The organism is Gemmata sp. SH-PL17 (assembly GCF_001610855.1).
Taxonomy (GTDB): Bacteria; Planctomycetota; Planctomycetia; order Gemmatales; family Gemmataceae; genus Gemmata; species Gemmata massiliana.
In genome coordinates this window covers 3258630-3279214 of sequence record NZ_CP011271.1, presented here as the reverse complement: position 1 = coordinate 3279214, position 20585 = coordinate 3258630, and the positions used below count along the sequence as shown (strand labels likewise).

The 20585-nt window shown below is 64.3% G+C and carries 24 protein-coding genes, 1 tRNA gene and 1 pseudogene; 11 read left to right on the top strand and 15 right to left on the bottom strand.

The window, feature by feature from the left end; translation table 11 throughout:
• The first annotated feature begins 2 nt into the window (after window positions 1–2).
• Complete coding sequence (locus VT84_RS13685; RefSeq protein ID WP_082839946.1) at window positions 3–578, top strand: hypothetical protein; 576 nt, start codon at window positions 3–5, stop codon at window positions 576–578.
• On the opposite strand, the gene VT84_RS13680 is transcribed toward VT84_RS13685, so the two are convergent.
• From VT84_RS13680 to VT84_RS13660, 5 genes are read right to left on the bottom strand one after another with little or no spacing between them, the layout of a single operon-like run.
• Window positions 568–1641: a hypothetical protein gene (locus tag VT84_RS13680; RefSeq protein WP_082839945.1), complete on the bottom strand. Its 1074-nt coding sequence runs from the start codon at window positions 1639–1641 to the stop codon at window positions 568–570. The genes VT84_RS13685 and VT84_RS13680 overlap by 11 nt on opposite strands.
• A gap of 4 nt (window positions 1642–1645) precedes the next feature.
• Window positions 1646–6526, bottom strand: a complete 4881-nt coding sequence (locus VT84_RS13675) for a fibronectin type III domain-containing protein (protein ID WP_082839944.1) — start codon at window positions 6524–6526, stop codon at window positions 1646–1648.
• A complete protein-coding gene (locus VT84_RS13670) occupies window positions 6526–7374 on the bottom strand; it encodes a hypothetical protein (RefSeq protein ID WP_082839943.1) in 849 nt (282 codons plus the stop codon). The genes VT84_RS13675 and VT84_RS13670 overlap by 1 nt, the downstream gene beginning before the upstream one ends.
• A gap of 28 nt (window positions 7375–7402) precedes the next feature.
• The gene (locus VT84_RS13665) at window positions 7403–7708 is read right to left on the bottom strand and encodes a hypothetical protein (RefSeq protein ID WP_082839942.1); all 306 of its coding nucleotides are present in this window, start codon (window positions 7706–7708) and stop codon (window positions 7403–7405) included.
• Between the two features lie 3 nt (window positions 7709–7711).
• Window positions 7712–8881: a hypothetical protein gene (locus VT84_RS13660; RefSeq protein ID WP_157469488.1), complete on the bottom strand. Its 1170-nt coding sequence runs from the start codon at window positions 8879–8881 to the stop codon at window positions 7712–7714.
• A gap of 69 nt (window positions 8882–8950) precedes the next feature.
• On the opposite strand from VT84_RS13660, the gene VT84_RS13655 reads away from it, so the two are divergent.
• From VT84_RS13655 to VT84_RS13620, 8 genes are read left to right on the top strand one after another with little or no spacing between them, the layout of a single operon-like run.
• Window positions 8951–9433, top strand: coding sequence for a hypothetical protein (locus VT84_RS13655; RefSeq protein WP_082839940.1), 483 nt, complete (start codon window positions 8951–8953; stop codon window positions 9431–9433).
• Window positions 9430–9810 carry a hypothetical protein gene (locus VT84_RS13650; RefSeq protein ID WP_082839939.1) on the top strand — a complete coding sequence of 127 codons (381 nt, stop codon included), beginning with the start codon at window positions 9430–9432 and terminating at the stop codon, window positions 9808–9810. The genes VT84_RS13655 and VT84_RS13650 overlap by 4 nt, the downstream gene beginning before the upstream one ends.
• A gap of 3 nt (window positions 9811–9813) precedes the next feature.
• On the top strand, window positions 9814–10308 hold the full coding sequence (locus VT84_RS13645) for a hypothetical protein (protein ID WP_082839938.1): 495 nt from the start codon (window positions 9814–9816) through the stop codon (window positions 10306–10308).
• Between the two features lie 10 nt (window positions 10309–10318).
• On the top strand, window positions 10319–10696 hold the full coding sequence (locus VT84_RS13640) for a hypothetical protein (RefSeq protein ID WP_082839937.1): 378 nt from the start codon (window positions 10319–10321) through the stop codon (window positions 10694–10696).
• The gene (locus VT84_RS13635) at window positions 10693–11163 is read left to right on the top strand and encodes a hypothetical protein (RefSeq protein WP_082839936.1); all 471 of its coding nucleotides are present in this window, start codon (window positions 10693–10695) and stop codon (window positions 11161–11163) included. The genes VT84_RS13640 and VT84_RS13635 overlap by 4 nt, the downstream gene beginning before the upstream one ends.
• A 35-nt stretch (window positions 11164–11198) precedes the next feature.
• A complete protein-coding gene (locus tag VT84_RS13630; RefSeq protein ID WP_082839935.1) occupies window positions 11199–11447 on the top strand; it encodes a hypothetical protein in 249 nt (82 codons plus the stop codon).
• A complete protein-coding gene (locus VT84_RS13625; RefSeq protein WP_082839934.1) occupies window positions 11428–12654 on the top strand; it encodes a hypothetical protein in 1227 nt (408 codons plus the stop codon). Before VT84_RS13630 ends, VT84_RS13625 begins: the two co-directional genes overlap by 20 nt.
• Window positions 12654–13796 (top strand): DUF2236 domain-containing protein, encoded by a 1143-nt coding sequence (locus tag VT84_RS13620; protein ID WP_082839933.1) that lies wholly within the window; start codon window positions 12654–12656, stop codon window positions 13794–13796. Before VT84_RS13625 ends, VT84_RS13620 begins: the two co-directional genes overlap by 1 nt.
• 4 nt (window positions 13797–13800) lie before the next feature.
• On the opposite strand, the gene VT84_RS13615 is transcribed toward VT84_RS13620, so the two are convergent.
• From VT84_RS13615 to VT84_RS13605, 3 genes are all read right to left on the bottom strand, one after another.
• On the bottom strand, window positions 13801–14010 hold the full coding sequence (locus VT84_RS13615; protein WP_082839932.1) for a hypothetical protein: 210 nt from the start codon (window positions 14008–14010) through the stop codon (window positions 13801–13803).
• Between the two features lie 375 nt (window positions 14011–14385).
• Complete coding sequence (locus VT84_RS13610) at window positions 14386–14730, bottom strand: hypothetical protein (protein ID WP_082839931.1); 345 nt, start codon at window positions 14728–14730, stop codon at window positions 14386–14388.
• Between the two features lie 54 nt (window positions 14731–14784).
• On the bottom strand, window positions 14785–15006 hold the full coding sequence (locus VT84_RS13605) for a hypothetical protein (RefSeq protein ID WP_082839930.1): 222 nt from the start codon (window positions 15004–15006) through the stop codon (window positions 14785–14787).
• Window positions 15007–15223: 217 nt separating this feature from the next.
• Between VT84_RS13605 and VT84_RS13600 the strand changes: the two are divergent.
• Both VT84_RS13600 and VT84_RS39595 read left to right on the top strand, forming a co-directional pair.
• A pseudogene (locus VT84_RS13600) lies at window positions 15224–15463 on the top strand (DNA cytosine methyltransferase); the annotation flags it as partial.
• 367 nt (window positions 15464–15830) lie between these two features.
• Entirely contained in the window at window positions 15831–16817 is a 987-nt protein-coding gene (locus VT84_RS39595; RefSeq protein ID WP_082839929.1) for a hypothetical protein, read from the top strand.
• A gap of 313 nt (window positions 16818–17130) precedes the next feature.
• On the opposite strand, the gene VT84_RS13590 is transcribed toward VT84_RS39595, so the two are convergent.
• The 7 genes from VT84_RS13590 to VT84_RS13560 all read right to left on the bottom strand — a co-directional run bounded on the left by VT84_RS13590 (window position 17131) and on the right by VT84_RS13560 (window position 20578).
• Complete coding sequence (locus VT84_RS13590; protein WP_157469487.1) at window positions 17131–17469, bottom strand: peptidyl-tRNA hydrolase; 339 nt, start codon at window positions 17467–17469, stop codon at window positions 17131–17133.
• Between the two features lie 123 nt (window positions 17470–17592).
• A tRNA-OTHER gene (locus tag VT84_RS13585) sits at window positions 17593–17663 on the bottom strand.
• Window positions 17664–17915: 252 nt separating this feature from the next.
• Window positions 17916–18263, bottom strand: a complete 348-nt coding sequence (locus tag VT84_RS13580; RefSeq protein WP_082839927.1) for a hypothetical protein — start codon at window positions 18261–18263, stop codon at window positions 17916–17918.
• On the bottom strand, window positions 18263–18934 hold the full coding sequence (locus tag VT84_RS13575; protein ID WP_082839926.1) for a hypothetical protein: 672 nt from the start codon (window positions 18932–18934) through the stop codon (window positions 18263–18265). The genes VT84_RS13580 and VT84_RS13575 overlap by 1 nt, the downstream gene beginning before the upstream one ends.
• A 305-nt stretch (window positions 18935–19239) precedes the next feature.
• A complete protein-coding gene (locus VT84_RS13570) occupies window positions 19240–19599 on the bottom strand; it encodes a hypothetical protein (RefSeq protein WP_082839925.1) in 360 nt (119 codons plus the stop codon).
• Window positions 19600–19608: 9 nt separating this feature from the next.
• Window positions 19609–20361, bottom strand: a complete 753-nt coding sequence (locus VT84_RS13565; RefSeq protein ID WP_082839924.1) for a hypothetical protein — start codon at window positions 20359–20361, stop codon at window positions 19609–19611.
• A 19-nt stretch (window positions 20362–20380) separates the two neighbouring features.
• Window positions 20381–20578 carry a hypothetical protein gene (locus VT84_RS13560; protein WP_082839923.1) on the bottom strand — a complete coding sequence of 66 codons (198 nt, stop codon included), beginning with the start codon at window positions 20576–20578 and terminating at the stop codon, window positions 20381–20383.
• Between the last annotated feature and the right edge of the window lie 7 nt (window positions 20579–20585).

Sequence of the window (20585 nt, the reverse complement as noted above, 5' to 3'; positions counted from 1 at the left end):
CCATGCGCCCCCTCTCTCTCGCCCTCGCCCTGTCCGCTGCCACGGTGCTGTTCTCGACCGGGCGGGCCGGTGCCGCGTTCACGGTGACGTCGCCCGACCCGCTGCCGTCGATCGGGTACCTGTCGGACCTCTTGGATAATACGAGTGTCGTTTTGGGTCCGCTTCCGGTACCAAGCGGGGGTTTCACAACCACACAAGCAGTGGTGTTTCCTGAAATCACAATTGTTAGCGATTACGTAACGCCAAAAACGTCCCTCATCCTGTATGACCTTTATGCGGTCAACGGAACCACTCCAGACGTTTTCATTGCCACTTACAGCTACACGGTTACAAATGAAAAAGGAGACGGCACGCTTCGCACCGACATCACGCTCCCTTCCGCAGCAACATTCCTCTCGCCGTCACTTCTCAATCCCACGCTCGACGTCGGCACTCCGTCGCTCACGTTCTACCTCACCAACTTCCGCGAAACCGATGTCCCCCAGCCCACTCCCGCACCGGCCGGCCTCGTGCTCGTTGCCTCTGCGGTCCCGTTCGCGGCCCTACTTCGTCGCAAAAAGCAGCTCGTTACAGGTTGATGATAATCGGCATCTGAACGCCACCACCGCCCGCGGGGAGGTCCGAGAAAATCAGCCCGAACCCCGCGGGCGTTTCCGTCGGCGTGTCGGTCCACGTGATGCTCCCTGCGGTCACGTCGAGCGTGGTCGTGAGCTGCACTCCTGCGGGCAGCAAGTCCGCGGATACGGCGACCGCGGTGGACAGGTTGAACCGGTTCGTGCTCGCGGTCGTCGTGTCGCTCTGGTGAATGACCGCGCGGTACGTGCCGGCCGCGAGGGCGACCGGACCGCCCTCGAACTGGAGCCGCATCTGGCGTGTGGAGGTCGTGTTCTGGATACTTTGAAACCGCGCCGTCTTAATCGCGCCACTCACGGCCGACGAGCCGCTGTAGATTTTCGCAACGAGGTTGGTCGGGGTTCCCGTGATCCCGAGCGTACCGACGTCAATTCCGTCAACGACAGCAGGTGATGCGAGCGGAAACTTAATCCCGATGGCACGAGTACCGTAAATCTGTTGTGTCGTCCCGCCTACCGCGTAGGGGCACATCCCTTCGGCGACGATCGAATCGTCTTCCAGCACGAGGGCGCACATCGGCGTTGATGCCGAAACCACGGCGAAGTTGCTCCGGGTCGATCCGTCGGAGGCTGTCAACACGGCCGTGGGGAACCCGTTCACGCCGATTGCGGAGCGGATCGTGTTCGTGGTCCCGTTACCGTTCGAGAGCAGCACCAGGGCGTACCCGGTTCCCGGCGACCGCGCGGTCGTCGGGAGCGTGTCGAAGTTGATTTGTTGCCACCCGGTCACCAGCGTGAATGTCTTGGTCGCGTTCGCGTCGTAGAGCGTGCCGGACGGCTTTTCGTTGGAGTCGAGCGTCTCGATACGTCCGGTCATGGTCGGGGGCGCCGAGACGGCCGATCCGTTGATCCAAAACCCCTTCGGTTTCAGGGCGCTGCGGGCCTCGTGACGCGCAGCCCATCCGTTATTTAAGGCATTCATCGCGAACGTGGTCGCGACGCCGCCGTTCGCGAACAGCAGCCCGAACGGGTCCGCGGTGCGCCCGCGCGAAAACGCTCCAACGGCCATACTCCTACACCCCCGTTAGCACGATCGTGTGACTCCCGGTACCGCTCACCTGGAACTCGCCCGCGGCCCCGATGCGCGCCGTGTCGCCCCAGTCGACGCTCACGGTGAGTGACTGCGCCCCGCCCCCGTCGACCGTGTACGTCCACGTCTTCGTCGGGTCCAGGTTGGCGAGCACGACGTTGGTCGTCCCCGCTACCGAGGTCCAGGTGACCGTGTACCCGCTCGACTCCACCCGGTTAAACGTCGTCGCGGGCCACAGCCCACTTGAGGGCGCGGCCCCGAACATCACCAGCACATCGTTCTGCGAGGACCGCGTAACGAGCGCCCCCGCTGCTTTCGTCCCGCCCGTGGAGTCCTGCACGAGCGTGGCGGTCTGGGTCGCGGGCCCGCCCGACACGTCCGACATGAACACCACGTTCAGGAACGTGTCCCACGTGTTCGTTGTGTCCGCGGGCCAGGGCGTCGACGGCCACACGCGGACCTGGTACCGCGCTTCGGGCGAGTACGCGCTCCCGTCCGCGACCGTGCTCAGGTTCGCGTTCCCCGCGATCACGTCGCGGTATGGCGGGTAGAAGATCGCCGCCTCGGAGTAGGTCGCGACCACCCGGCTCGCGGGCAGGAGCGGCACCATCTTCAGGTTCGAGCCCGGGGACGGGTACCCGGTGGCGCCGGCCGTGCTCCAGGTGATGTCCGCTCCGCCCCCGTTGATGGTCGGGACCGCGGCGGCGTGGACGATCAGTTGCTTTAGCGCGGGCGTGCCCGGGCTGGCGGGTACCGTGGTACTCGCGCCGAGCGGGACGTTCGAGACCGGGTTCGAGGTGATGCGGGTACGGTCCGCCAAACTATCACTCGCGCGGTACGTGGCGTAGAACCCGACCCCGGTCCCGGTGCCGCCCCCGTTGGGCAACAGGATCGGGTTCTGCGCGAGCACCCGGTCGAACGTGACGACCACGTCCGACTTGCCGTCGGTGGAGGGGACGTACACGACGGCCGGCGTCCACTCGTGGCAGAACGCGGGCGGGGTGCCGCCGTAGATGACCGCGACGTCGTAGTAGGGGCCGTAGGTCTCGCCCACGCAGTAAGCGTAAGCGAACGCCGACCCGAACTTGTACGCGAGCGGGCGCTGGGTGCCGCGGACCACCGCGCCGTTCGGCCGGAACAAGTTGCCGAACTGCCCGAGCCCCCCGATCATCATCTGGTTCGAGCAGTCGGCGTAGATCCCCGGCCCGCCGTACCCGAGCGGGCTCGTGAGCGCCCACCCGCCCTTGCGGTACACGCCGTGGTTCCGGAACTGAAACGCCTGGTGGTCGGTGCCGTTGACCGGGTTCATCAGGCACGCGAAAAAGCTGTCGTCGGCTCCCGCGCCGGTGTGGTAGGTGACCATCCCCTGCACCGGGTCGCCGTGCCCGGCCGGGAGCGTGCTACGGGCCGCGGTGGTCGCGTAGGGGTTCACCCGCACGAAGTACCACCAGTAGGGCGTCGTGCTCCCGCCCCACGGGGCCGCGTTGTTCTTGTCGTAGATCTCGCGCGCCAGTCCCAGGGCGGCCGGCCCGATTGTCGCGTTCCCGCGCGAGACGTTGCCGGCCAGCGCGAGCGGCCCGTGGCGCCCGCGGACGAACCCGTTGGACCCGATCCCGTGGGTCACCCCCTCGTCGCCGAACTGGTACACCTGAAGCAGGTCCGGCGACCACTCGGAGACCTGTGCGAGCGCCGATTCACGCACCGCGGTGCGGGCGAGCGGGTGGTAGTCCGTGTTGTCCCCGGCGAGCGACCGCGCCTCGCGGATGGCCGTCTCGTTGAGCGCGTAGGCCACCGCGGTCTTGCCCCCGTACTCGCTCGATTCCGCGGGCGTGCCGCCGGAGAGCTGCTGCGCCCACGTGCCCCACACCTCGTTGGCGAACGTGTTGTTGTTCGGGCTGCCGGTCTGGGTCGCGTAGGCCGGCTGCAACCCCCCGTAGGGGACGAACTGGCTCTGCCGGGTCCACGAGCCCGCGGACGGGGCGCGGCCCAGTGCGTCCCAAAAAGCGGGTCCGAAATAGCCGACCGCGAACGAGTTGTGGTTCGTCTCCTGCGCGGGGCCGATGCGCACCCCGCCCGTGTACTGCTTCGTGTTCCAGCCCGCGGTGTACTTGATCCACGCCTCGATGCCGGCCCGGACGTTGGCTCTCTGGTTGGTCGTCCACGCCCCCTGGCACCAGTCGTACATCATGATGACTTGCTGCAGCGTCGCGCTGACGAAGTTCAGTGCGGGCGCGCCCCGGAGCGTCCACACGGGGCGCACGAGCAGTTGCGCCCCGAACGTGCTCTGCGCGCCGGCCGGGTTCGCCACCAGCATTGTGTACGCGGCCTGGGCGTACACCGCCGTCCCGGTGATCTGGTACATGAGCGCGGCGTACCAGCCCACGTCGCCCCAGGCGTCGAGGTACCCGAGGCCCGTGGTGGTGCCCGACGAGTGGTACGCGACGGACTGGTCCGCCAGGGTCTTGATCCGCGCGAACTGCTGGCCCCCGTGGTTGACCGGCGAGCCGTTGTTGTAGTCGATCTGCATCTGGCGGTAGATCGCCAGTTGCTGCGGCGGGATCATGACCGTCGCCGGCGCCGGGGCCAGGTCCAGGTCGCCCGTGTACGTGTGCCCGGCCGCGAGCGTGGAGACCGTGACCGTGTTCGAGTAGGACGAGTACCCGCCCGCGCTAAAGGTCCGCACCCGGACCTGGTAGGACGAGGCCGCCGCGAGCCCGGTCACGTAGCAGGACCAGACCCACTTGCCCACCGCGGTCAACTGCGCCCAGTCCGCCCCGCCGTTCGTGGACACCTCGATCGCCGTACCGAGTTCATCCTCCGCGGTCAGTTGCCACTCCAGACTGACGCGGGTGTCGTCGTAGGCGCTCGCGGTCAGGTTCGTGGGCGCGGTCGGGGCGCTGCCCGATGTGCCCCCGAGCGCGACGCCGGCGGACACCGTTGATGTCGCGGACTGCCCGTAGGAGTACGTTTGGTACCCGGTTTGGGTGCGCCCGGTAAAAGTGGTCACGCGCCATTTGTACGTCGCGCCCGGGGCGAGTCCGGAGTCCACGAGGTAAACGCACCCGGGGTACATGTTGGGCGCGGCGACCTGCCACGTGGTCCCGTTGTCGGCCGTCCGTTCGACCAGAATCCCCTCTTCGACGCGGTCCGCCTGGAGCGCCCACTGCACGAGCGCGGACACGGCCGTGAGTGCGGTGCCGGTGACGCCGGTCGGTGCCGTGACGGTGGGCGGGGTCAGCGGGAGCGTGACCGGTCCGACCACGTTCGACGGCGGGCTCGCGGCCCCGCTGTTCGCGTTGACCGCGCGGAACCACACGGTGCTGCCGGGGGTCAGCCCCGCGAAGTGGAACCGCTGTGGCGCGGCGCCGTAGGCCGCCTGGAACGTGTTGTAATACCCCTGGGTCTGGACGTCGGTCGTGTCGTCCGGGATCTGGGGCCACACGTTCGCGGTGTCGCCCGGGGGCCACGTCTCCCCGTCGGTCGACATCTGCCACGTCGTGAACACCGCGGGCGGGTTCGTCGCGGAATTGGAGGTCAGGTCGACCCGCACGAGCGTCGGGGACAGAACAGTGGCCGAGAGCGTTCCGCCCGGTGCGGCCGGCGCGTTCGGTTTGGACTGGAGGTACCGGTTGTTGCTCCGCGTCTCACCGAACCCGTTGACCGCCGCGACCGCGTAGTACCAGTACTTCCCCGCCGGTCCCGCGCTCGGGTCGGTGTAGGTGAGCGTGTCGGCCGGGAGCCCGGTGGCGATCGCGACCATGCTCGTCAAGGCGATACCGCGGTACACCGTGTACGATTCGGTATTGGTCGCGTTACTCACCCACACGAGCGTGATGTGCGTCGCGTCGCTCGACGTGGGCTGCGCGAGCGTCGGCGCGGCGGGGGCCGACGAGCCGCCCGATTGCGTGGTGCCGCTCCGCACCAACGTGTACGCGCTGTCACCGAACCCGTTGTAGGCGCGGACGCGGAAAAAGTACGTCGTGGAGGGGCTGAGCCCGGTGGCCTGGTAGGTGGTGACCCCGGCCGGCACCGTGTCGATCTGCGTCCACCCGTCGATCCCGTTCGCGGACCTTTCGATCTTGAACCCGGTCTCGTTGACCGAATTGTCGACCCACGACAGGTTCAGTTGGCTCGCCGCGGCGCCGCCGGACGGCAGGGAGACCGCGAGGTTCGTGGGCGCGTTCGGCGCCTGCGCGGGGCTCTGCGTTTGCGCGGTGACGATCGGCGTCCAGTCGGACGGGCCGAATCCGTTAAACCCGCGCACCCGGAAGTCGTAACTCGTGCCGGTCACGAGCCCGGTGACGGACGCCCCGGTCGCGTGCGGTGCCGTGAGCGGGAGGGAGGTCCACGTGTCCGCACCGTGCAGCGAATACTGGACCTCGAACCCCTGGTCGGTGTCGTCCGCGGGCGTCCAGCCGAGGTCGATGCGCTCGCTGGACAGGACGAGCGTGTTCAGGCCGACGGGCGCGCCGGGCGGGAGCTGGGGCGGGTCCGAGGTGACGACGGTGACGACCGGCGCGGTCGCGGAATCGACGGGATCGCCCTGGAACTCTACCTCCGCGAACACGCGGAAAAAGTACAGAGTGGCCGGCGCCAGCCCGCCGACCGTGACGAACGTGCCCCCGGCCGCCGTGGGGGTGCCAAGGGACCATTCTTCCCCGTCGAGCGAGTATTCCGCCCGGTAGGTCGCGATACCCGCGTTGGCGTCGGTCCAAGACAGGGTGACGCTGTTAGTGGTCGGGGTGCCGGAGAGTCCGGTCGGGGGGAGCGGGCGGACGGCGACCCCGAAGTTGCGCGAGTGGTAGGCGCGCGCGACCCGGGCACGCGCCGTGTGAGAGCGTACCACCTCGGTGCGGTCCGCCATTAGAACCACTCCACGATGACGATGGTGTCCGAGGCGGTGGTGAGCGCGGTGGTATCGGCCGGGAGCGGGTTCTTCGTCACGTAGAAGCTGATACCGGTCGTGAACTCGACCCCGAGCGTCTGGGTGTCCGCGACGACCGTCGGGAGGCTGGACGAGACCGCGGCCGGTACCGCGAGCGTGTCCACGACGGTCGTCGTGCCGGGCGTCGGGGCGGAGGCCGAATTGCAGAAGTGGACGTAACGGGCCTCGGACGTGTTGAGGTTGAGCACCTTGACCTTGTACCGCTGCCCCGCGCTCGCCTTGACGACCGTCGCGTTCGTAGTGGCCGCGCACACGGTATGGGAGAGCTTCGCGCCGCCGCTCGCCACGCCCCCGAGCCGGGCCGTGATGCTGTCCAGGAGCGAACTGAGCGCACCCTGGTTCACGTAGGGCACACCGTTAATATCGAGTTGGATTTGGGCGGACTGGCCCTCGGTGAGCGTGGGCAGCGCCGCGTTGTAGATGCCGGCGACTTTTAGCAGCCCAGCCAGCCCCGCCACGACGAGCCGCAGTCGGTCGTTGACCGTGTTCGCGGCGGGCGCGCTGTCCACGATGCCGAGGATGGTCGCGAGGGCGTTTACAGCGGTGACTACAGCGGCAATTGCGGCGTCGTCGGTCGCGAGGGTGATGCGCTCCGTTCCCGCGCCCACGTTGCCGGCGCCCCACGACTTTTCGACAACGGTTTTTGGGTCGCTCCCGGTTGGCGGGGCGACCTCGCGGATGACCTGCACCACCGCCGATTGACCGTTGTAGGTTACGGTGTCGGTCGCGGCGGCGACGTTACTCGGGGGGAGCGGCGTGTTAGCCATGCCCCCAGCGTGCCAGTCGCCGGGGGAACTAGCGTGGGGCGGCTACGGAGGTGTTGTCCGGGCACGCCGCGCAACAGCGCTGGGCACCAGAGCACGCGGTGAACCGCGTCGTGATGTCGTTGTACAGGTTACACTTGAGCATTGGCGAGCCGCACGGCTGACCGGGTACACGATCGCCGAGGTGGGTGCAGGGGACGAGGCTGAGGGGGAGCGGCTTCACCGCGATGGCACGGGCATTTGCCCTCAGCTCGCCCGTCGCGTGCTCGGGGTACGTCTGGTCGACACCCGCGGCTTTACGCGCGGCGGTGCGGGCGCGGGTGTCTTTGATTGGCATGATTCACGCGGGTGTGAGGGTGACCGACGCCGGTAGGGTGTCACAGGGTGGAGTACCCCCGGGCGACGAGGTTAGGGGTAACACCACGGCACTCTGCCAGTCCCACGAACCCACGGGTATTGAATAGGTCCACGTGTTAATGCCGTAAACAAAAAGGAACCGCAACGTACCTACAGCGACATCAATTTGAAACGAAGGGCTACTCAATATTGACCCACAGAGATTGTAATTCCCGAATGTGAACCACCGACAATTCAAGTCGTCATAGGGCCCAACGAGTGTGGTTGTATTGTTGTTATTACAATCTGTGCAAGTGCCGTTCGTCACCCCCGTGAACGTGATGGCGAAATAATTTGCCGCGAATCCGTTTGGCGAGCACTGCGAGGGGACCAGTTCGACGCCGCAAATAGCTTGAGCCGCAGCCTCGTCCACATACGGACCGCTGCAAATCTCAATCGACGTGTCGCACCGGTCCTCGTCGAGCAACTCGACCGGCACGCAAGCGTCGTCCGTCCCCGCTGCGCGCACGCAGTACCAGCCCGGTCCGTCCCAGCCATCTATTGAGCAGCAGGCGCACGCGAGGCACACGGTGAACGTCTCGCCGTCGCACGCCCCCGTGCTCGTCCCGTGCCCGGTCAGCGGGCCGCCCACAAAACAGTCGCCGCAGTTGACCAGTTCGTTCCCATCGAGCGTGCAGCGAAGTCGCCCGTCCGCGATCCAAAACACCACCACACCCGAACCGCCGGGGTAGGTGAGTTCGGTGGTGGAGGTCCATTGCCCCGCAGCGTACTCGAGGTAAACGGAATCCGTGGGGCCGGTCGCCTTGATGCAGTCATCGGTACCGACCTTCACAATGGACCCGCAAGCGCCACCGCCACCGGAACCGCCTGTCTCGTATTGAAACTCGTAATAAACCTGCCCGCCAACACTACCCGCCTGACGCACGAACACAATCGTCCCCGTGGGCACGTCATTATTGTTCACCTCGCGGGCCGGGTTCACAGTTGTCGTGCCACGGAGGGGCGACACCGGCGCCTGAAAAGCGCTCGTGGTGTAGTTCCGCTCGCGCTGCTCCCAAGCGTAGTAGATGCGCCCGCTGACGGTCGTTTTCGCCGTGAGTTCGACCGGCATTAGCGCTGTGAGAGCGGGTATTGGCGCACTGCTCGTTGACATGCCCAGATTGTGCACACCGACGGGGGAACTGGTGCACGCTAGTTCCCCCGTCGCCCGAAATGATAGGGCATGTCGACCGCTAGTTTGATTGGCGCGATGTTCGCCAAATTCGATTCGCTCACTGCGTCGAACTTCCCCGGTGGTGCGCGCCCGCCGCGCGCGTTCGATGAGATGCCGCCCACGAACTCGTCCGGTGCGCAAATAACCGCCGAGGACGGCTACATCGTGTTGCGGGAAGACTCGTCACGGGTCGAGCCGATGGCATTCGGACGTGTGACGAACGAAGTACACGAGATGGTCTGGGAAATCTTTTATCCGTCGCTCGGCGATTGCCAGACGACGGCCGCGGCGATTCGCAGAAACGGGGGTAGTGCCTCGCAAAAACTGGGCTTCGACGGCGGCACGTTACCCGACCTCATAGCCCCTCCGGTCGTCCGCGACATCATCTGCACCCAAGAGGTGCCGAGTCGCGAGGGGCACGGGAAAACGGGCAAATTGGTCCACTGTGTCCGGGTCTACCACCGCGTTTGTCTCACGAGGTCGGGTTCATGAGTATCAGCCACACGGTCAGTCAGACATGGGGCGCCGGTTCGAGCCAAGTCGCGGTGCAAACCACCAAGACGGGCTCCGTCGAGCAGAACTCGTCGCTCACGTTGGGGACGGTCACAAACCAAGCCGTGGATCTGCAATGGGCACAGGCGAAGTTGCTCTCGGTGTTCGTCAAAACCGACCTCGATGCCACGCTGAAGATCAACTCCAGCGGGTCGCCCACGGACACGATTACGCTCGCGGCGGGCGTTCCGTTCGTGTGGCTCAAGGGCTCCGGGGTGCCGTACCCGTTCACCGGGACCGCGGGCGCCGTGACATCTGCTTTCGTGACAACCACCGCGGCAACAAACATCGAAATTCGCATCCTGTTGGACCTGTAAGCCATGCCGCTCTCAAGCTTCGATTTGCAGGCCAACGTACAGTTCGCCTTTACGGTCCCGGTCGCTAACTGGGCGGACCTGACGCAGGGCGACAACCAGGTGGTCTTTTCGCTCCCGGACCTGGACACGGACGTTTGGGACGACGCTTACGCCGCCGTGCTGACTATCGCGTCGAGCGCGTCCACGACAATCGACCTGAAGTCGTTCACGAACCTCGCGGGCGAGTCGGTCGCGCTCACGAAGGCGCTCGCCATTGTCGTCAAGGTCGCGGGCACGTCCGGCGTCCTGAAGATCACGCCCGGCGCGAGCAACGGGCTGGTGTGGTTCGCGGGATCGACCGACGGTCACGTGGTGCGCGCGGGCGAGTCGTTCACGCAAGCCGGCGACCCCACGGGGTCGGGAATCACCGTAGACAGCACGCACAAGACGCTCACGTTCGCGAACACCGGCGCGACGTCCATCACCGTAACCGTCGCCATCGTCGGCTCAACACTGTGAGGTAACGACCATGCCCGATGCATTTATTAGCGGCAACGACAGTTACGTGAAACTCGGCGCGCAATCCTACTCGTTCAACAAGTGGCGGTTACCCGTCGACGGCGGGGTGAAGAAGTTCTTCGCGTTCGGCTCGAACAAGCAGCGCACCACCCCCGGTGGGGTCGCGGCGTCGCCGGTCGTGGAAGGGGCGTACAACGCCGGGAACATGCCCCTTTCGATAAACGTCGTGTACGAACTGCATCTTGGGTTCGCGATCGGCGTCGAGCTCGTTCTCAATGCGCGGCTCGCGAGTGTCGAGTACAGCACCGAGATGAGCGCCGGGGGCGAACCCGGGATGGTGAGTTGTACGTTTGAATCCGATGGCGAATTTACGGTGGACTTCACATGAGCGAGCGCAGCGCGGCGATGGGAATCAAGGGGCCGCCCAAAACAATTGAGCACGACGGCAAGGTCTTTACCGTGGCGCCCGTGCTCACACAGGGGACGATGCTCGCCGTAGAGCAAAAGCTCTACGAGCGCGCCAAGGCGGCGCTCGTAGAAATGCGCGACGTGTACCCCGAAGCGGAGTACGTGAAGCGCGCCGACGAGTTGCGCAAGCAGCGCGAGGATGGGTACTATTCGTTCGAGTCCGAGCGGACGATGGAGTTTCTTCAGACCACGCAGGGCGCCGTGGTGCTGCTCTCGTGCATGATGTCCGCCGATGCGGGCGAAATCCTGGGGCTCCTGACGCATAAAGCGGACGAAGTCAAGTCGATTCTCAACGAGGCGATGGAGGACTCGTTCCCGGCGGACCGGCGCCCAAAAGCCAAAGCCCCGGCGCCGAACCTGGCGCGCCGAAACCGGGGCAAACGGTAACGCCGGGCGCGCTTACTGCCCAGTTCGCGGTTCTGGTGAGCGAGTTCAAACTCACGCTACCCCAGATCTGCGATTTGACCCCGCGGCAGATCCACGATGTGTACTTCCACCCGCGGGACAAGGACGGCGCGATTAACGGACCGGCCGCCCCCCAAGCGGCGGACCCACGAATTAAGCTCCTGCAGCTACTCGCACTCGCCCCGGCGCTGGGAATCAAGCCCGAGAAGGTCGAAGAAATCAAACGGCGCCTGGAGTCGCTGAACAATGGCGCACAACAACAATGACTTGCTCCTGAACCTGAACCGGCTCGCCGGGCAGCAACTCGGCGTGCTCAAAACCCTAACCCCGCTCGTGGGGCAAATCCTCGGGCAAATAAAGGGACTCAAGGGCGGTAACGGGGGCGGCCCACCCGCCCCGCGGCGCCCAGGTAGCGGGGGACTCTTTTCACAGTTCCAGTTGGTCACCAAAACCATCGGGCGGACCATCGGCGCCATCAGCGCGGTCGTTTCCGGGGTGGTAGCGGCAGTAACCGCTTTGCCGGTCTCGCTCGCGACGATCGTGGCGGTATCCAAGCGGTTCGTCGCGGCCCTGAACCCGTACCTCGTGGAGCGGTACGAACAGGAGCAGCAAAACCTGCGCGCTACCATCGGTTTCGCGCTGGTCCCGGTCATCAAGTACGCCACGAAGTCCCTGCGCGACTGGGCGGGTATCCTCCTGCCCTCGATTCAGCAGTTGCGCCCCGCGGTCGAAGCAATCAGCGCGGCTGTGTCGGGCGTGGCTCTCGGCGCGGTCCGGGTCTTGGTGCGACTGGTTGAGGGGTTCGCGAAGGTGCTGACCCCTCTCGTGACGACCATCGAATCGAACATGCACTCATGGGGGGCGCTCCTGGAAGTCATTGCGTCCGTGGTGGACGTGGTAGTCCAGTTCGGTGGCGCGCTCCAAATCTGGGTCGACCTGTCCAAAGTGTACGCCGATAGCCTGCGCCGACTCATCATCGGAATCGCCGTGGTGTCCGCTCGTCTGATTGGGCTGTTCGCCGGCGCCGATGCCGTAAAGCGGTTCCGCGAATCGCTCGAAGCAACCATCGATTCACGCAAGAACCCGAAGCGCGGACTACTCGCCGCGCCCGCCGATGCCGCCATCAGTGGCATCGAGGACATCGCGCGCAAAATGAGCGAACGCGCCTTCGTCGCGACCGCCGGCGGCGAGGAGCGCAAAAGCGACACGGAGTTGCTCGAGGAAATCGTCGCAGAGGTCAAAAAATTTGACCCCGAGAACCCTTGGAAGGGACTCAAGGACGTCATCGCATCGGGCGTGCGCGAAGGCGCGTGGGGGACGGCAAAGGAAGGATTCGCCCAGAGCCCCGCGGGGCAGGCAATCAGCGCCGTGCAGTCGGAGTCCGCGAACCTCTGGGACCAAACCAAGGACGCATACCGCGAAGGGCGGGCGCGGTTCAACCGGTTCACTCACTCAGTCTTGGGCGGGAACTAATGGCAAATTTCATCGAGATTGTTGGGAACGGCGAAGGCGGCATGCAGACCGCCATCAGCCAAGAGGAAGGCAGCGCGACCGCGATCTACCGGCTGTTGGGGGCGGACGAGGATACGCCCCCAACGGTTGCGGAAGTGGCGCAGTTCTTCGACACGATGATTGGCGGCGTTCTCAATCTGGAACCGAAGGTTGTCAACACCGCAACGGCAGGCGCCGGGAAGATCATCCGCGTGTTGCCGCCCGTTCACCCGTTCCGCCCGGAACTGAGCGCCGCGGCGGTCGACAACATGGTGGGGATCGGCAATCAGACGAACGGCGCCTCGGTGAGCATCTTCGGGCTGCCGCCTGTGACCGCGCAATTCCCACACTACACCGCCTACGACTACCGGGTGAAGTTCACGAAGCGCCCGTACTTCCTACTGCCCGACTCAAAGGTTGCGGTGAAAAGTGCGACGTACTACGACGCGAATGGAGCCAGTAGCTCCATTGTTTACGCAGAAGAATGGACCCGGTTTTGTACGACGACCCGAGCGCCGTCAAATGACTTCGCCAACGCTACTTTCGGGCAACTCACGTTTCGGACCGACAGCGGAACAGATCCTGACAATCGGCAGTACAATAACTCGGTTTACGTCAACCTCCAAAACTCGCACATTGATATCAACTGGTTCCAGGTTCCATACCGATACTTCTTGGATTTCGAGGGATTGAAAAGTTACCTGACGAGGTTCGTGGGGACGGTGAATCAGCGAGACTGGAACGGCTTCCCTGCGGGTTCACTTCTCTATCTCGGAGCGACGCCCACGAGCATCTACATCCCCGCGTCGCCGAAGAAGAACACGGTTCTTTGGGGCGCGTTGGCGACCGGGATTGATGATAGTCTGATGTGTAACGTGCGATTGAGTTTCCTTCATACCGCACGCCAAGGAACCGATGTTCCCACTTCGGCACACGCGCTCCTGACGAACAAGAACAACATCGCGGCCGGGCATAATTTACAGGCAAATTTCAAGGACCGGAGGTTCTATTACGTCGTGGGTGACGGAGGGACGGACGCCACGAGGAACGCGACGTACCAGAGTTTCCCGTTCGAGTTGCTCTTTACTGACCCGCACCTAGAACAGCCGGGCGGGAACCCATGACCGATCAGTCGATTCGCAACTCTTCGGCGGACTGATCCACGTTGCGAACGAATGTGATGCGGATGAGTGGGTAATACTTCTCCGCCGCCATATCCCACACGACTTTCTGTTTGCGGTAAATCCAAACGTCCGCGAAGAACTTGTTCGGACCAAACAACCCTTCTCGCGTTTCATCCGGGGGACCGAATAGCGCCTTGACCTCGTCTCGCTTCATGCCTTTGTTTCCTGGCGAAGCCACTATTAAATCGCGAGCTTCCTTTAGAGTAAGTTGAGCTGAAGGCTTCCCGCTTCCAGTTTTGTTTTCCGATGTGGTGCTACCCGCGCCCCCGCACGCCAGCACGCACACCGCGAGCACCAGCACCAAAGCACACCACACCGCGCGCATCTCATCACCCTCTGTCTAGTTCCCCTGCCACGCCGCAGAATCGCGACATGGAACCTACAGCACAACAACCGACCGACCGTGATTTGCTGGTTGCCCTCATCGGGCTCGTGGGCGCGCTCGCGGAGCGCGTGACTGGTTCTCGTCCCGTGCTCCGGGTCGAGTTCGGCGAGGGGCAGTTCGTGAACGTGACCCCGGGGGACGTGGTTAATTGGAGCCCGGGGGCGGTGCCAAACCGATGCGGTCTTCGGCAGGTATAGCGCTCCAAGCGCTCTTCGCGGCAGAAGCCGCGTCGTGAAACGCGATGAGCGTGTTGTGGATGTGCTCGATTGTGGGCCAGTCGTGGGCGTTAATGTTCGGGTTGTGGGGGCGGGCGACGAGCGCCGCTGGGTACCCGCCTCCGGTCGAAATGTTCGTGACGGTGGCAATCTGCCACGTTGCGAGCGCCTTGCCTGCCCGCTCTACGATCGACGCGAGCGCTGCGGCCGCAGCGCTCGCGTCTTTCAACTTGCGCAGCGCGTCTTGGTACGCGGTGATTTTCTCAGCGCTCACACTTCCACCCCACACGGGCAGGCGATTACGCAAGCAACCGCGGCCCGCGCGCGGCTACTCGGCTGACTCTTCTTCCCACGGCGGTGGTGGCAGATCCGGCACGCCCAGTTCTTTCGCCTCGCGCTCCATCAGCGCAATCAGCATGTAGAGCACGGGCTGCTGCTTCTTCGCGGCCAACCGCCGCGCCACCGCGTGCCACTTCGCCGGGAACCCCACGTTGATCCGTTTCGTCTGACCGCCCGGGTTCGTCGGCTTCTTCTTGGCCATGATCGGCATGGTATCCCACCAGAGTGCGGATGCGATGGAGGAATCATCGACCTCGTGCCGATAATCACTGTTGTGTTATTCTGTGCGCTGACGTGTTTCTTTGCTACTCAACTTGCACAGATGAGCACTCGCGCGGTAGAAAGCGGTGGTCATTTCTCAGGGGCGCACTGTGCAAACGCTATTCAACGAGTTTGACCCAGGCGCGGCGGAGTGGCTCCGGCACCTGATGGCGGGCGGTCAGATCCCAACGGGAGTGGTCGATGAGCGGAGTATCGTGTCCCTGGCGCCAGATGACGTTCGAGGATATTCCCGAGCTCATTTCTTTGCCGGCATTGGCGGCTGGGAACTCGCGCTCCAGCTCGCAGGGTGGCCCGCAAACCGACCCGCCTGGACTGGTTCTTGCCCCTGCCAGCCGTACTCGTCGGCGGGGAAACGCAAAGGCAAAGCCGACGAGCGAGATCTCTGGCCCGAATTCTTCCGGCTCATCCGAGACTGTCAGCCGGAAACGATCTTCGGCGAACAAGTCGCCAGCGCCGATGTTGTCGGAACAGAGCTTGAAGCTGCTTTCGTCACCGCGGTTCAGAGGGGTGACACTCGGAAAGCAAACAAGGTCGCCGAACGCATCGCAAAGCGAAACAAGGATCGCGACCTTGAAACGCTTGACGAGCGCTGGGTCGATCGAGTTCGTGCAGACTTGGAAGGAGCGGGTTACGCCTTCCGGTTCGACGTATTGGGCGCACACAGCGTGTGCGCCCCGCACATCCGACAGCGAGTCTTCTGGGTGGCCTACTCCGGACAGCTCGCACCACGGCTCGCTCTCGCCGGAGGCGGCATTGGAGCGGGTGCAGAGTCACGCGAACGGCGGGCCGAAGCGGTCGGCGAATTTGGACGATGTGGCGATGCTGGCGAGTTGGCCGACGCCAGCAGCCAACGAGTTCGAGCCGACGGACGTGGAACGGATGTTTCAGCGCCGGGAGGGAATCAAGGCGAAGGGGGTGAACGGGAACGGATTCGGGCTGACGCTCGGGATGGCGGCTCATCTCGTAAGCGGAAGCGAGTCGTCTTTGACATCAACAAACTCGACCGTGTTGAACTTGACCCCGAGCAGTGCTACTCAGTGCCCCTCCTTGGCGGGCGAACACTGCTCATTCCAAAACTCGGGTTCCCTGGGCACAACTACAAACGCATCCCCGGTGGGATCGTGGGCGACACCGCAGGCGACGGACGACAAGAACACGAGCGGGGGCCGGGGTCGCGAGAAGAACCCGACGCTCCGGACGCAGGCCGAGGACCTGGCGGGGTGGGCCACGCCGACGACAAACCACGGCCGCAATGCGACCTGCAAACGCAAGGAAGGTGCGAAGTTCAGCACAGGGCAAACGCTGGAGGATCAGGTATACGGCCTGGAACTGCCGTTGGCGTCACCCTGGGTGACGCCAACGGCACGGGACCACAAGGGGAACCAGCACCGCGACCGGGAGAAGGGCGAGCAACTGGACGGGCAGGTTCAGTTGGTGGATGGTCCGATTACGCCCTCGTCCCCTGTCGCGACGGCAAGGCGCGGCGTGTTGAACCCGGCTCATTCCCGCTGGCTCATGGGGTACCCCGCAAGTTGGGACCGCTGTTCGCCGTGCTGGTCGGAATGGGAATCGACCCAAAGCGTGCTAAGCGACTCGTCCGAAACGCCGGAGGCCGTCTGGCGCAAGCTGGCCGAAATCGCGTTGGCCGACTCCGCGGGTACGGAAATGCCATCGTCCCGCAAATCGCCGCCGCGTTCATCCGGGCGTTCCTCGAAGCGGAAACAGCGTAAGGCTGCGTGATGTGACTCGCAACCCGGCGGACGTCACTTTCCGGGCACCCGACGACAGCAAGAGTTTGCTTGACGCGCGTGCGACCGACATGGTAGTATCGCTCCACGTTGGCGCCGGGTGCAAAGCACAAGCGTCGATGCAGCGCAGGCGACCCGGGGTTTAAAAGCCTCGGGTCGTTCTGTTTCAGCCCGCTACCGACCTCGCACCTTGTGCGGGTTGCGCGCAAAATGCTGTCGCCGCGTCTGTGGTTGGGCGCGGTACCAACGGGCGGGTGGTGCTGTGGCGGCACTGCCCGCCCTGTGTGTTCCACGGTGGAACGCGGTCACGGCGCCTGAATCAGCTTGAGCCGCTTCAGAGGCTTCCGCTCGTCGCCTCGCAGCGGTGCGGTGGCGATCGCAGTCAGTTTTTTCCCCATGTCCTCTTCATGCCACGCGCAGCACCGAACGCCTTTTTCCTTGAGGCGGTTGAACAGCGCGTCGAGTTCTTGTTCGTTAGCGACCGCACAGACGACGAGATTCGGGTGCGTGCTGTCGGGTTCGCCGAACGCGAACGTCGCCGCGATAGCCGCGTGTGCGATTTGAACTGAGAAGTGCGGGTGGGGAATGTCGAGACGTGTGACGACGTAAACGTAGGCGGCTTTGGAAGTGGCTGCTTTGGGCATTTCCTGCATCTACAGCATGACGTGAACTCCAGAAAGAAAGTAACCGAGTGGATGGGAAGGGAATTGCACCCTTCGATTGAGTTCGAGGTTTACAGCCTCGCGCCCGATCTCTGTGGCCATCCTTGGTATGGGGAAAGGGAGTTGAACCCCTGACCTCCGGATTGCTCCGGCGCTCTACACTGAGCTATCCCCACATTCAAACCCTTAATCGCTCTACCGCCAACAACCACTACGAAGCGTGCGGTGGAGCCTTCGTCGGAGCTGGTACTCCCGGTAGGACTCGAACCCACCTCTCCCGGTTTAGCGCCGGGGGCACAGCCTCTGTACCACGGGAGCGAACAAGCTTAACATTGCCTATGATTCGGTTTTGTGCAAGACCGGTCTTGAGCTTTTCCGTATGACAATCGGCGTCATAATCCGAACGATAGTTTCGCGGCGAAACACGGTCACAAAATTTGGTCGCAATCTAAGTACACGAACGCGGGGATGTTCCCATACGCGCGCCCGTGGCGGATGCCGAGAATGTGGTAGCTCTCGCTGCGGTCGGTCGTCTGCGCCTTCCAGCCGGGCACGGGCACCGCGGTCAGCGCCGACGCGAGGATGGCGATGGTGTGCGAGACCACGATGTTCGGCTGTGCGTACAGCGTTTGCGTAGAGGCGCTGGTGGTGTTGATGCTGCACGGGATACCGCTCTGGGCGATTGTGTACGCAGGCAGCACGCCAGCGCCGGTGTCGGTTGTGTTCGTGACGCTGTAGAGCGCAATGGAGTGCGGCGGGTTGTCCCAGAGCGCCATTACGCGAACCTCGGTTGCAGGTAGTTCGCGAGCATCCCGAGTACGTCGGGCGAATTGACGGCCGCCGTCGCGGTGAACGGCGCCGAGTACCCAACGCTGTATCCATTCCACGACTCGCTGTTCGTCGGCGCCCCGGTCTTGCGCCGGTTCATCAACAACGTCACCGCTGCGACCGCGGCGCTCTGAATGTCCTCCGGCACCGACAGCGTTCCGACCTCGCACGTGACCTTTACGGCGCCGCGTGAGCCGCCTAGCACGCTTGCGAGTGTGTGCGGGTAGCGCCGCCACTCAGCGCCCCACACCGTGTTGACACGGCGGATGATGCCGCTGCCCGCCCACTGGTTCTCCGGGTCGTCCACCCACAGCACGTAATCGGTGCCTGGGGTGAGCAGGTCGGCACTCGTGAACCGGCTCGGATCGCCGCCGGCACCACAGTTCAGGTACAGACTCGTGACGCTGCGGATGGGGCGCCGAGGGAGCACGAGGTCGAGACTCAGTGGCGCGTCGCAGATGAAGTCGGTGACCGTGAGCGGTTCGGCGACGAAGGGGAGTATCTTCTTGGCAATGGCGGCGCTGACCCCGGCGCACCACGCACTGAGCGCGGTGAGGTCGTCGCCGGACGGGGATTGCCCGGTGAACGCGCTCCACGTATTCGCGTCGATGAGAGCCATACCCCCAGATTGGGGCACGGCGGGGGAACTGGCTTAAACACAACAGCCCACCGTTCGTAGTCGGTGGGCTGTTGGTTTCGTTGATTCGTTCCCGCAGTACCGACCAAAGCAACACGGGAGGGATCAACTACAAGGAGGCTCGTTCGGCCTATCCGCGAGCTTCTCAGGGCGTCCGCGGAAAAGCCTGTCACACTCACCACATTCTACATCGGCTCGCGTCTTCGGGGGAGTTCAGCAAAAGCCCCGCCGCGGCGCCTCCGTGGGGGTGACACGGGCGGGAACGGCGCCGGGCGGGCGTGCGGGGGCTAGTTGATGAGGCAGGCGCTGACGCTGTACGTCAGGCTGTTCGCATTGCCGTGCGTTGCCAGTACACGCCACGTCTGCGGGAGCACGTCGTTCGCTGTTGCGTTTGCCGCTGCGGTAAGTGCGGGATAGACGCGGAGAACGGTCGTGCTGACGCCGGTGATAGCGGCGCTGGCGAGGATGGTGTAATACTGTCCGCTGACCGGGTCTTTGCCCTGGATCGTGAACACGACCGACGGCGTCGATGTCGCCGCCGTCGCGTCGATGACCAAGTGCAGCCCGCGGTGCTGCTTGTTCGATAGATCGCCGCTGTTCCCGGTGGTGGTACGAGCGGCGGACGTGAACGGGGTAACGTACTGCATCACGACCCCTTACCGAAGTTGGAATACGCGGTACCCGGCAATGTGCATGATGGGGTCGTTAGTCCCATCGGTCTGGCACACGAACGATGGATAAAGCGCGACGATTGGGATGTTCGCGGTGAGCACGGTGGAGTTGATGAGTACGTCGTTAACGTACTGGTCCACACTGGTCACGCCGTTGACCCGGAACCCGAGTTTGACGTAAGTGTCTTCGGCGAGCGTGGTGCCGGTCTTCGTGGTTGCGGCCGACGCCTTCGCAGATGCGAAGGACAGTACGCCCGCGTTGGAGGCGGCACCGAGCCAGCCGATGTGGTTCGCGGTGGAAATCGCACCCGAACCGATGATGGTGGTGTCGATTTCGGCGAGCCCGGCGAAGAACTGCACCTTGTCAAAGGTGTCCACGATCTTGATTTTGGTCTCGAACCAGATGTCCTTGCCCGCGGCCGGCACGAACGCGGACTTGGCGCGCTGGATTTGCGCACCCTGCCCCTGGGTGGTGCTGTTGCAGTCGAGTTCGAGTACGCCCGGCGCGGCGGTGGAAATCGCTCCCGTACCCGCGGCCGCTTGCGTGAGTACCCAGTCGCCGGTCGTCGCGGCGGCGTTGTAAGTTGTGAACTGGTCGTTCAGCATCACCCCCACGCTCTGATCGTGAAGCCACTCGAGGAGCGGGCACGACTTCCAGGTGCCCGTCTGGAACGTGGGGTTAATGAGCGGGTCATAGTGTGCGACCCGGTCCGCGGTATTCAAGCCTCGCGTCGGCATGGTTCACCTCGTGAGCCCGTTAGCCGGGCGGTGCTTGTGTGGGTTGGTTCTGCTCGTCCCAGGTGCGGTAGAACGCGCGGGCGGCGCTGATGCACTCGCCCGCCACGTAATCCGGTGTGCGGCCGGTGTCCTTGGACCACCGCTGCACGAATAGCGCGCCCGCGAGTTGTTCGATGCGGTCGGGTGCGGGTTGCGGCTTCTTGTTGTCGTTCGCCACGAATCAC

What these genes read in the sequence shown, in the direction of transcription:
- VT84_RS13570 (WP_082839925.1), bottom strand. Translation starts at nt 19,599, where the DNA reads ATGCAGTACGTTACCCCGTTCACGTCCGCCGCTCGTACCACCACCGGG.
- VT84_RS13665 (WP_082839942.1), bottom strand. Translation starts at nt 7,708, where the DNA reads ATGCCAATCAAAGACACCCGCGCCCGCACCGCCGCGCGTAAAGCCGCG.
- VT84_RS13580 (WP_082839927.1), bottom strand. Translation starts at nt 18,263, where the DNA reads ATGGCGCTCTGGGACAACCCGCCGCACTCCATTGCGCTCTACAGCGTC.
- VT84_RS13565 (WP_082839924.1), bottom strand. Translation starts at nt 20,361, where the DNA reads ATGCCGACGCGAGGCTTGAATACCGCGGACCGGGTCGCACACTATGAC.
- VT84_RS13575 (WP_082839926.1), bottom strand. Translation starts at nt 18,934, where the DNA reads ATGGCTCTCATCGACGCGAATACGTGGAGCGCGTTCACCGGGCAATCC.
- VT84_RS13650 (WP_082839939.1), top strand. Translation starts at nt 9,430, where the DNA reads ATGAGTATCAGCCACACGGTCAGTCAGACATGGGGCGCCGGTTCGAGC.
- VT84_RS13625 (WP_082839934.1), top strand. Translation starts at nt 11,428, where the DNA reads ATGGCGCACAACAACAATGACTTGCTCCTGAACCTGAACCGGCTCGCC.
- VT84_RS13615 (WP_082839932.1), bottom strand. Translation starts at nt 14,010, where the DNA reads ATGAAGCGAGACGAGGTCAAGGCGCTATTCGGTCCCCCGGATGAAACG.
- VT84_RS13680 (WP_082839945.1), bottom strand. Translation starts at nt 1,641, where the DNA reads ATGGCCGTTGGAGCGTTTTCGCGCGGGCGCACCGCGGACCCGTTCGGG.
- VT84_RS13640 (WP_082839937.1), top strand. Translation starts at nt 10,319, where the DNA reads ATGCCCGATGCATTTATTAGCGGCAACGACAGTTACGTGAAACTCGGC.
- VT84_RS13620 (WP_082839933.1), top strand. Translation starts at nt 12,654, where the DNA reads ATGGCAAATTTCATCGAGATTGTTGGGAACGGCGAAGGCGGCATGCAG.
- VT84_RS13685 (WP_082839946.1), top strand. Translation starts at nt 3, where the DNA reads ATGCGCCCCCTCTCTCTCGCCCTCGCCCTGTCCGCTGCCACGGTGCTG.
- VT84_RS13660 (WP_157469488.1), bottom strand. Translation starts at nt 8,881, where the DNA reads ATGTCAACGAGCAGTGCGCCAATACCCGCTCTCACAGCGCTAATGCCG.
- VT84_RS13605 (WP_082839930.1), bottom strand. Translation starts at nt 15,006, where the DNA reads ATGCCGATCATGGCCAAGAAGAAGCCGACGAACCCGGGCGGTCAGACG.
- VT84_RS13655 (WP_082839940.1), top strand. Translation starts at nt 8,951, where the DNA reads ATGTCGACCGCTAGTTTGATTGGCGCGATGTTCGCCAAATTCGATTCG.
- VT84_RS13645 (WP_082839938.1), top strand. Translation starts at nt 9,814, where the DNA reads ATGCCGCTCTCAAGCTTCGATTTGCAGGCCAACGTACAGTTCGCCTTT.
- VT84_RS13670 (WP_082839943.1), bottom strand. Translation starts at nt 7,374, where the DNA reads ATGGCTAACACGCCGCTCCCCCCGAGTAACGTCGCCGCCGCGACCGAC.
- VT84_RS13635 (WP_082839936.1), top strand. Translation starts at nt 10,693, where the DNA reads ATGAGCGAGCGCAGCGCGGCGATGGGAATCAAGGGGCCGCCCAAAACA.
- VT84_RS13675 (WP_082839944.1), bottom strand. Translation starts at nt 6,526, where the DNA reads ATGGCGGACCGCACCGAGGTGGTACGCTCTCACACGGCGCGTGCCCGG.
- VT84_RS13590 (WP_157469487.1), bottom strand. Translation starts at nt 17,469, where the DNA reads ATGCCCAAAGCAGCCACTTCCAAAGCCGCCTACGTTTACGTCGTCACA.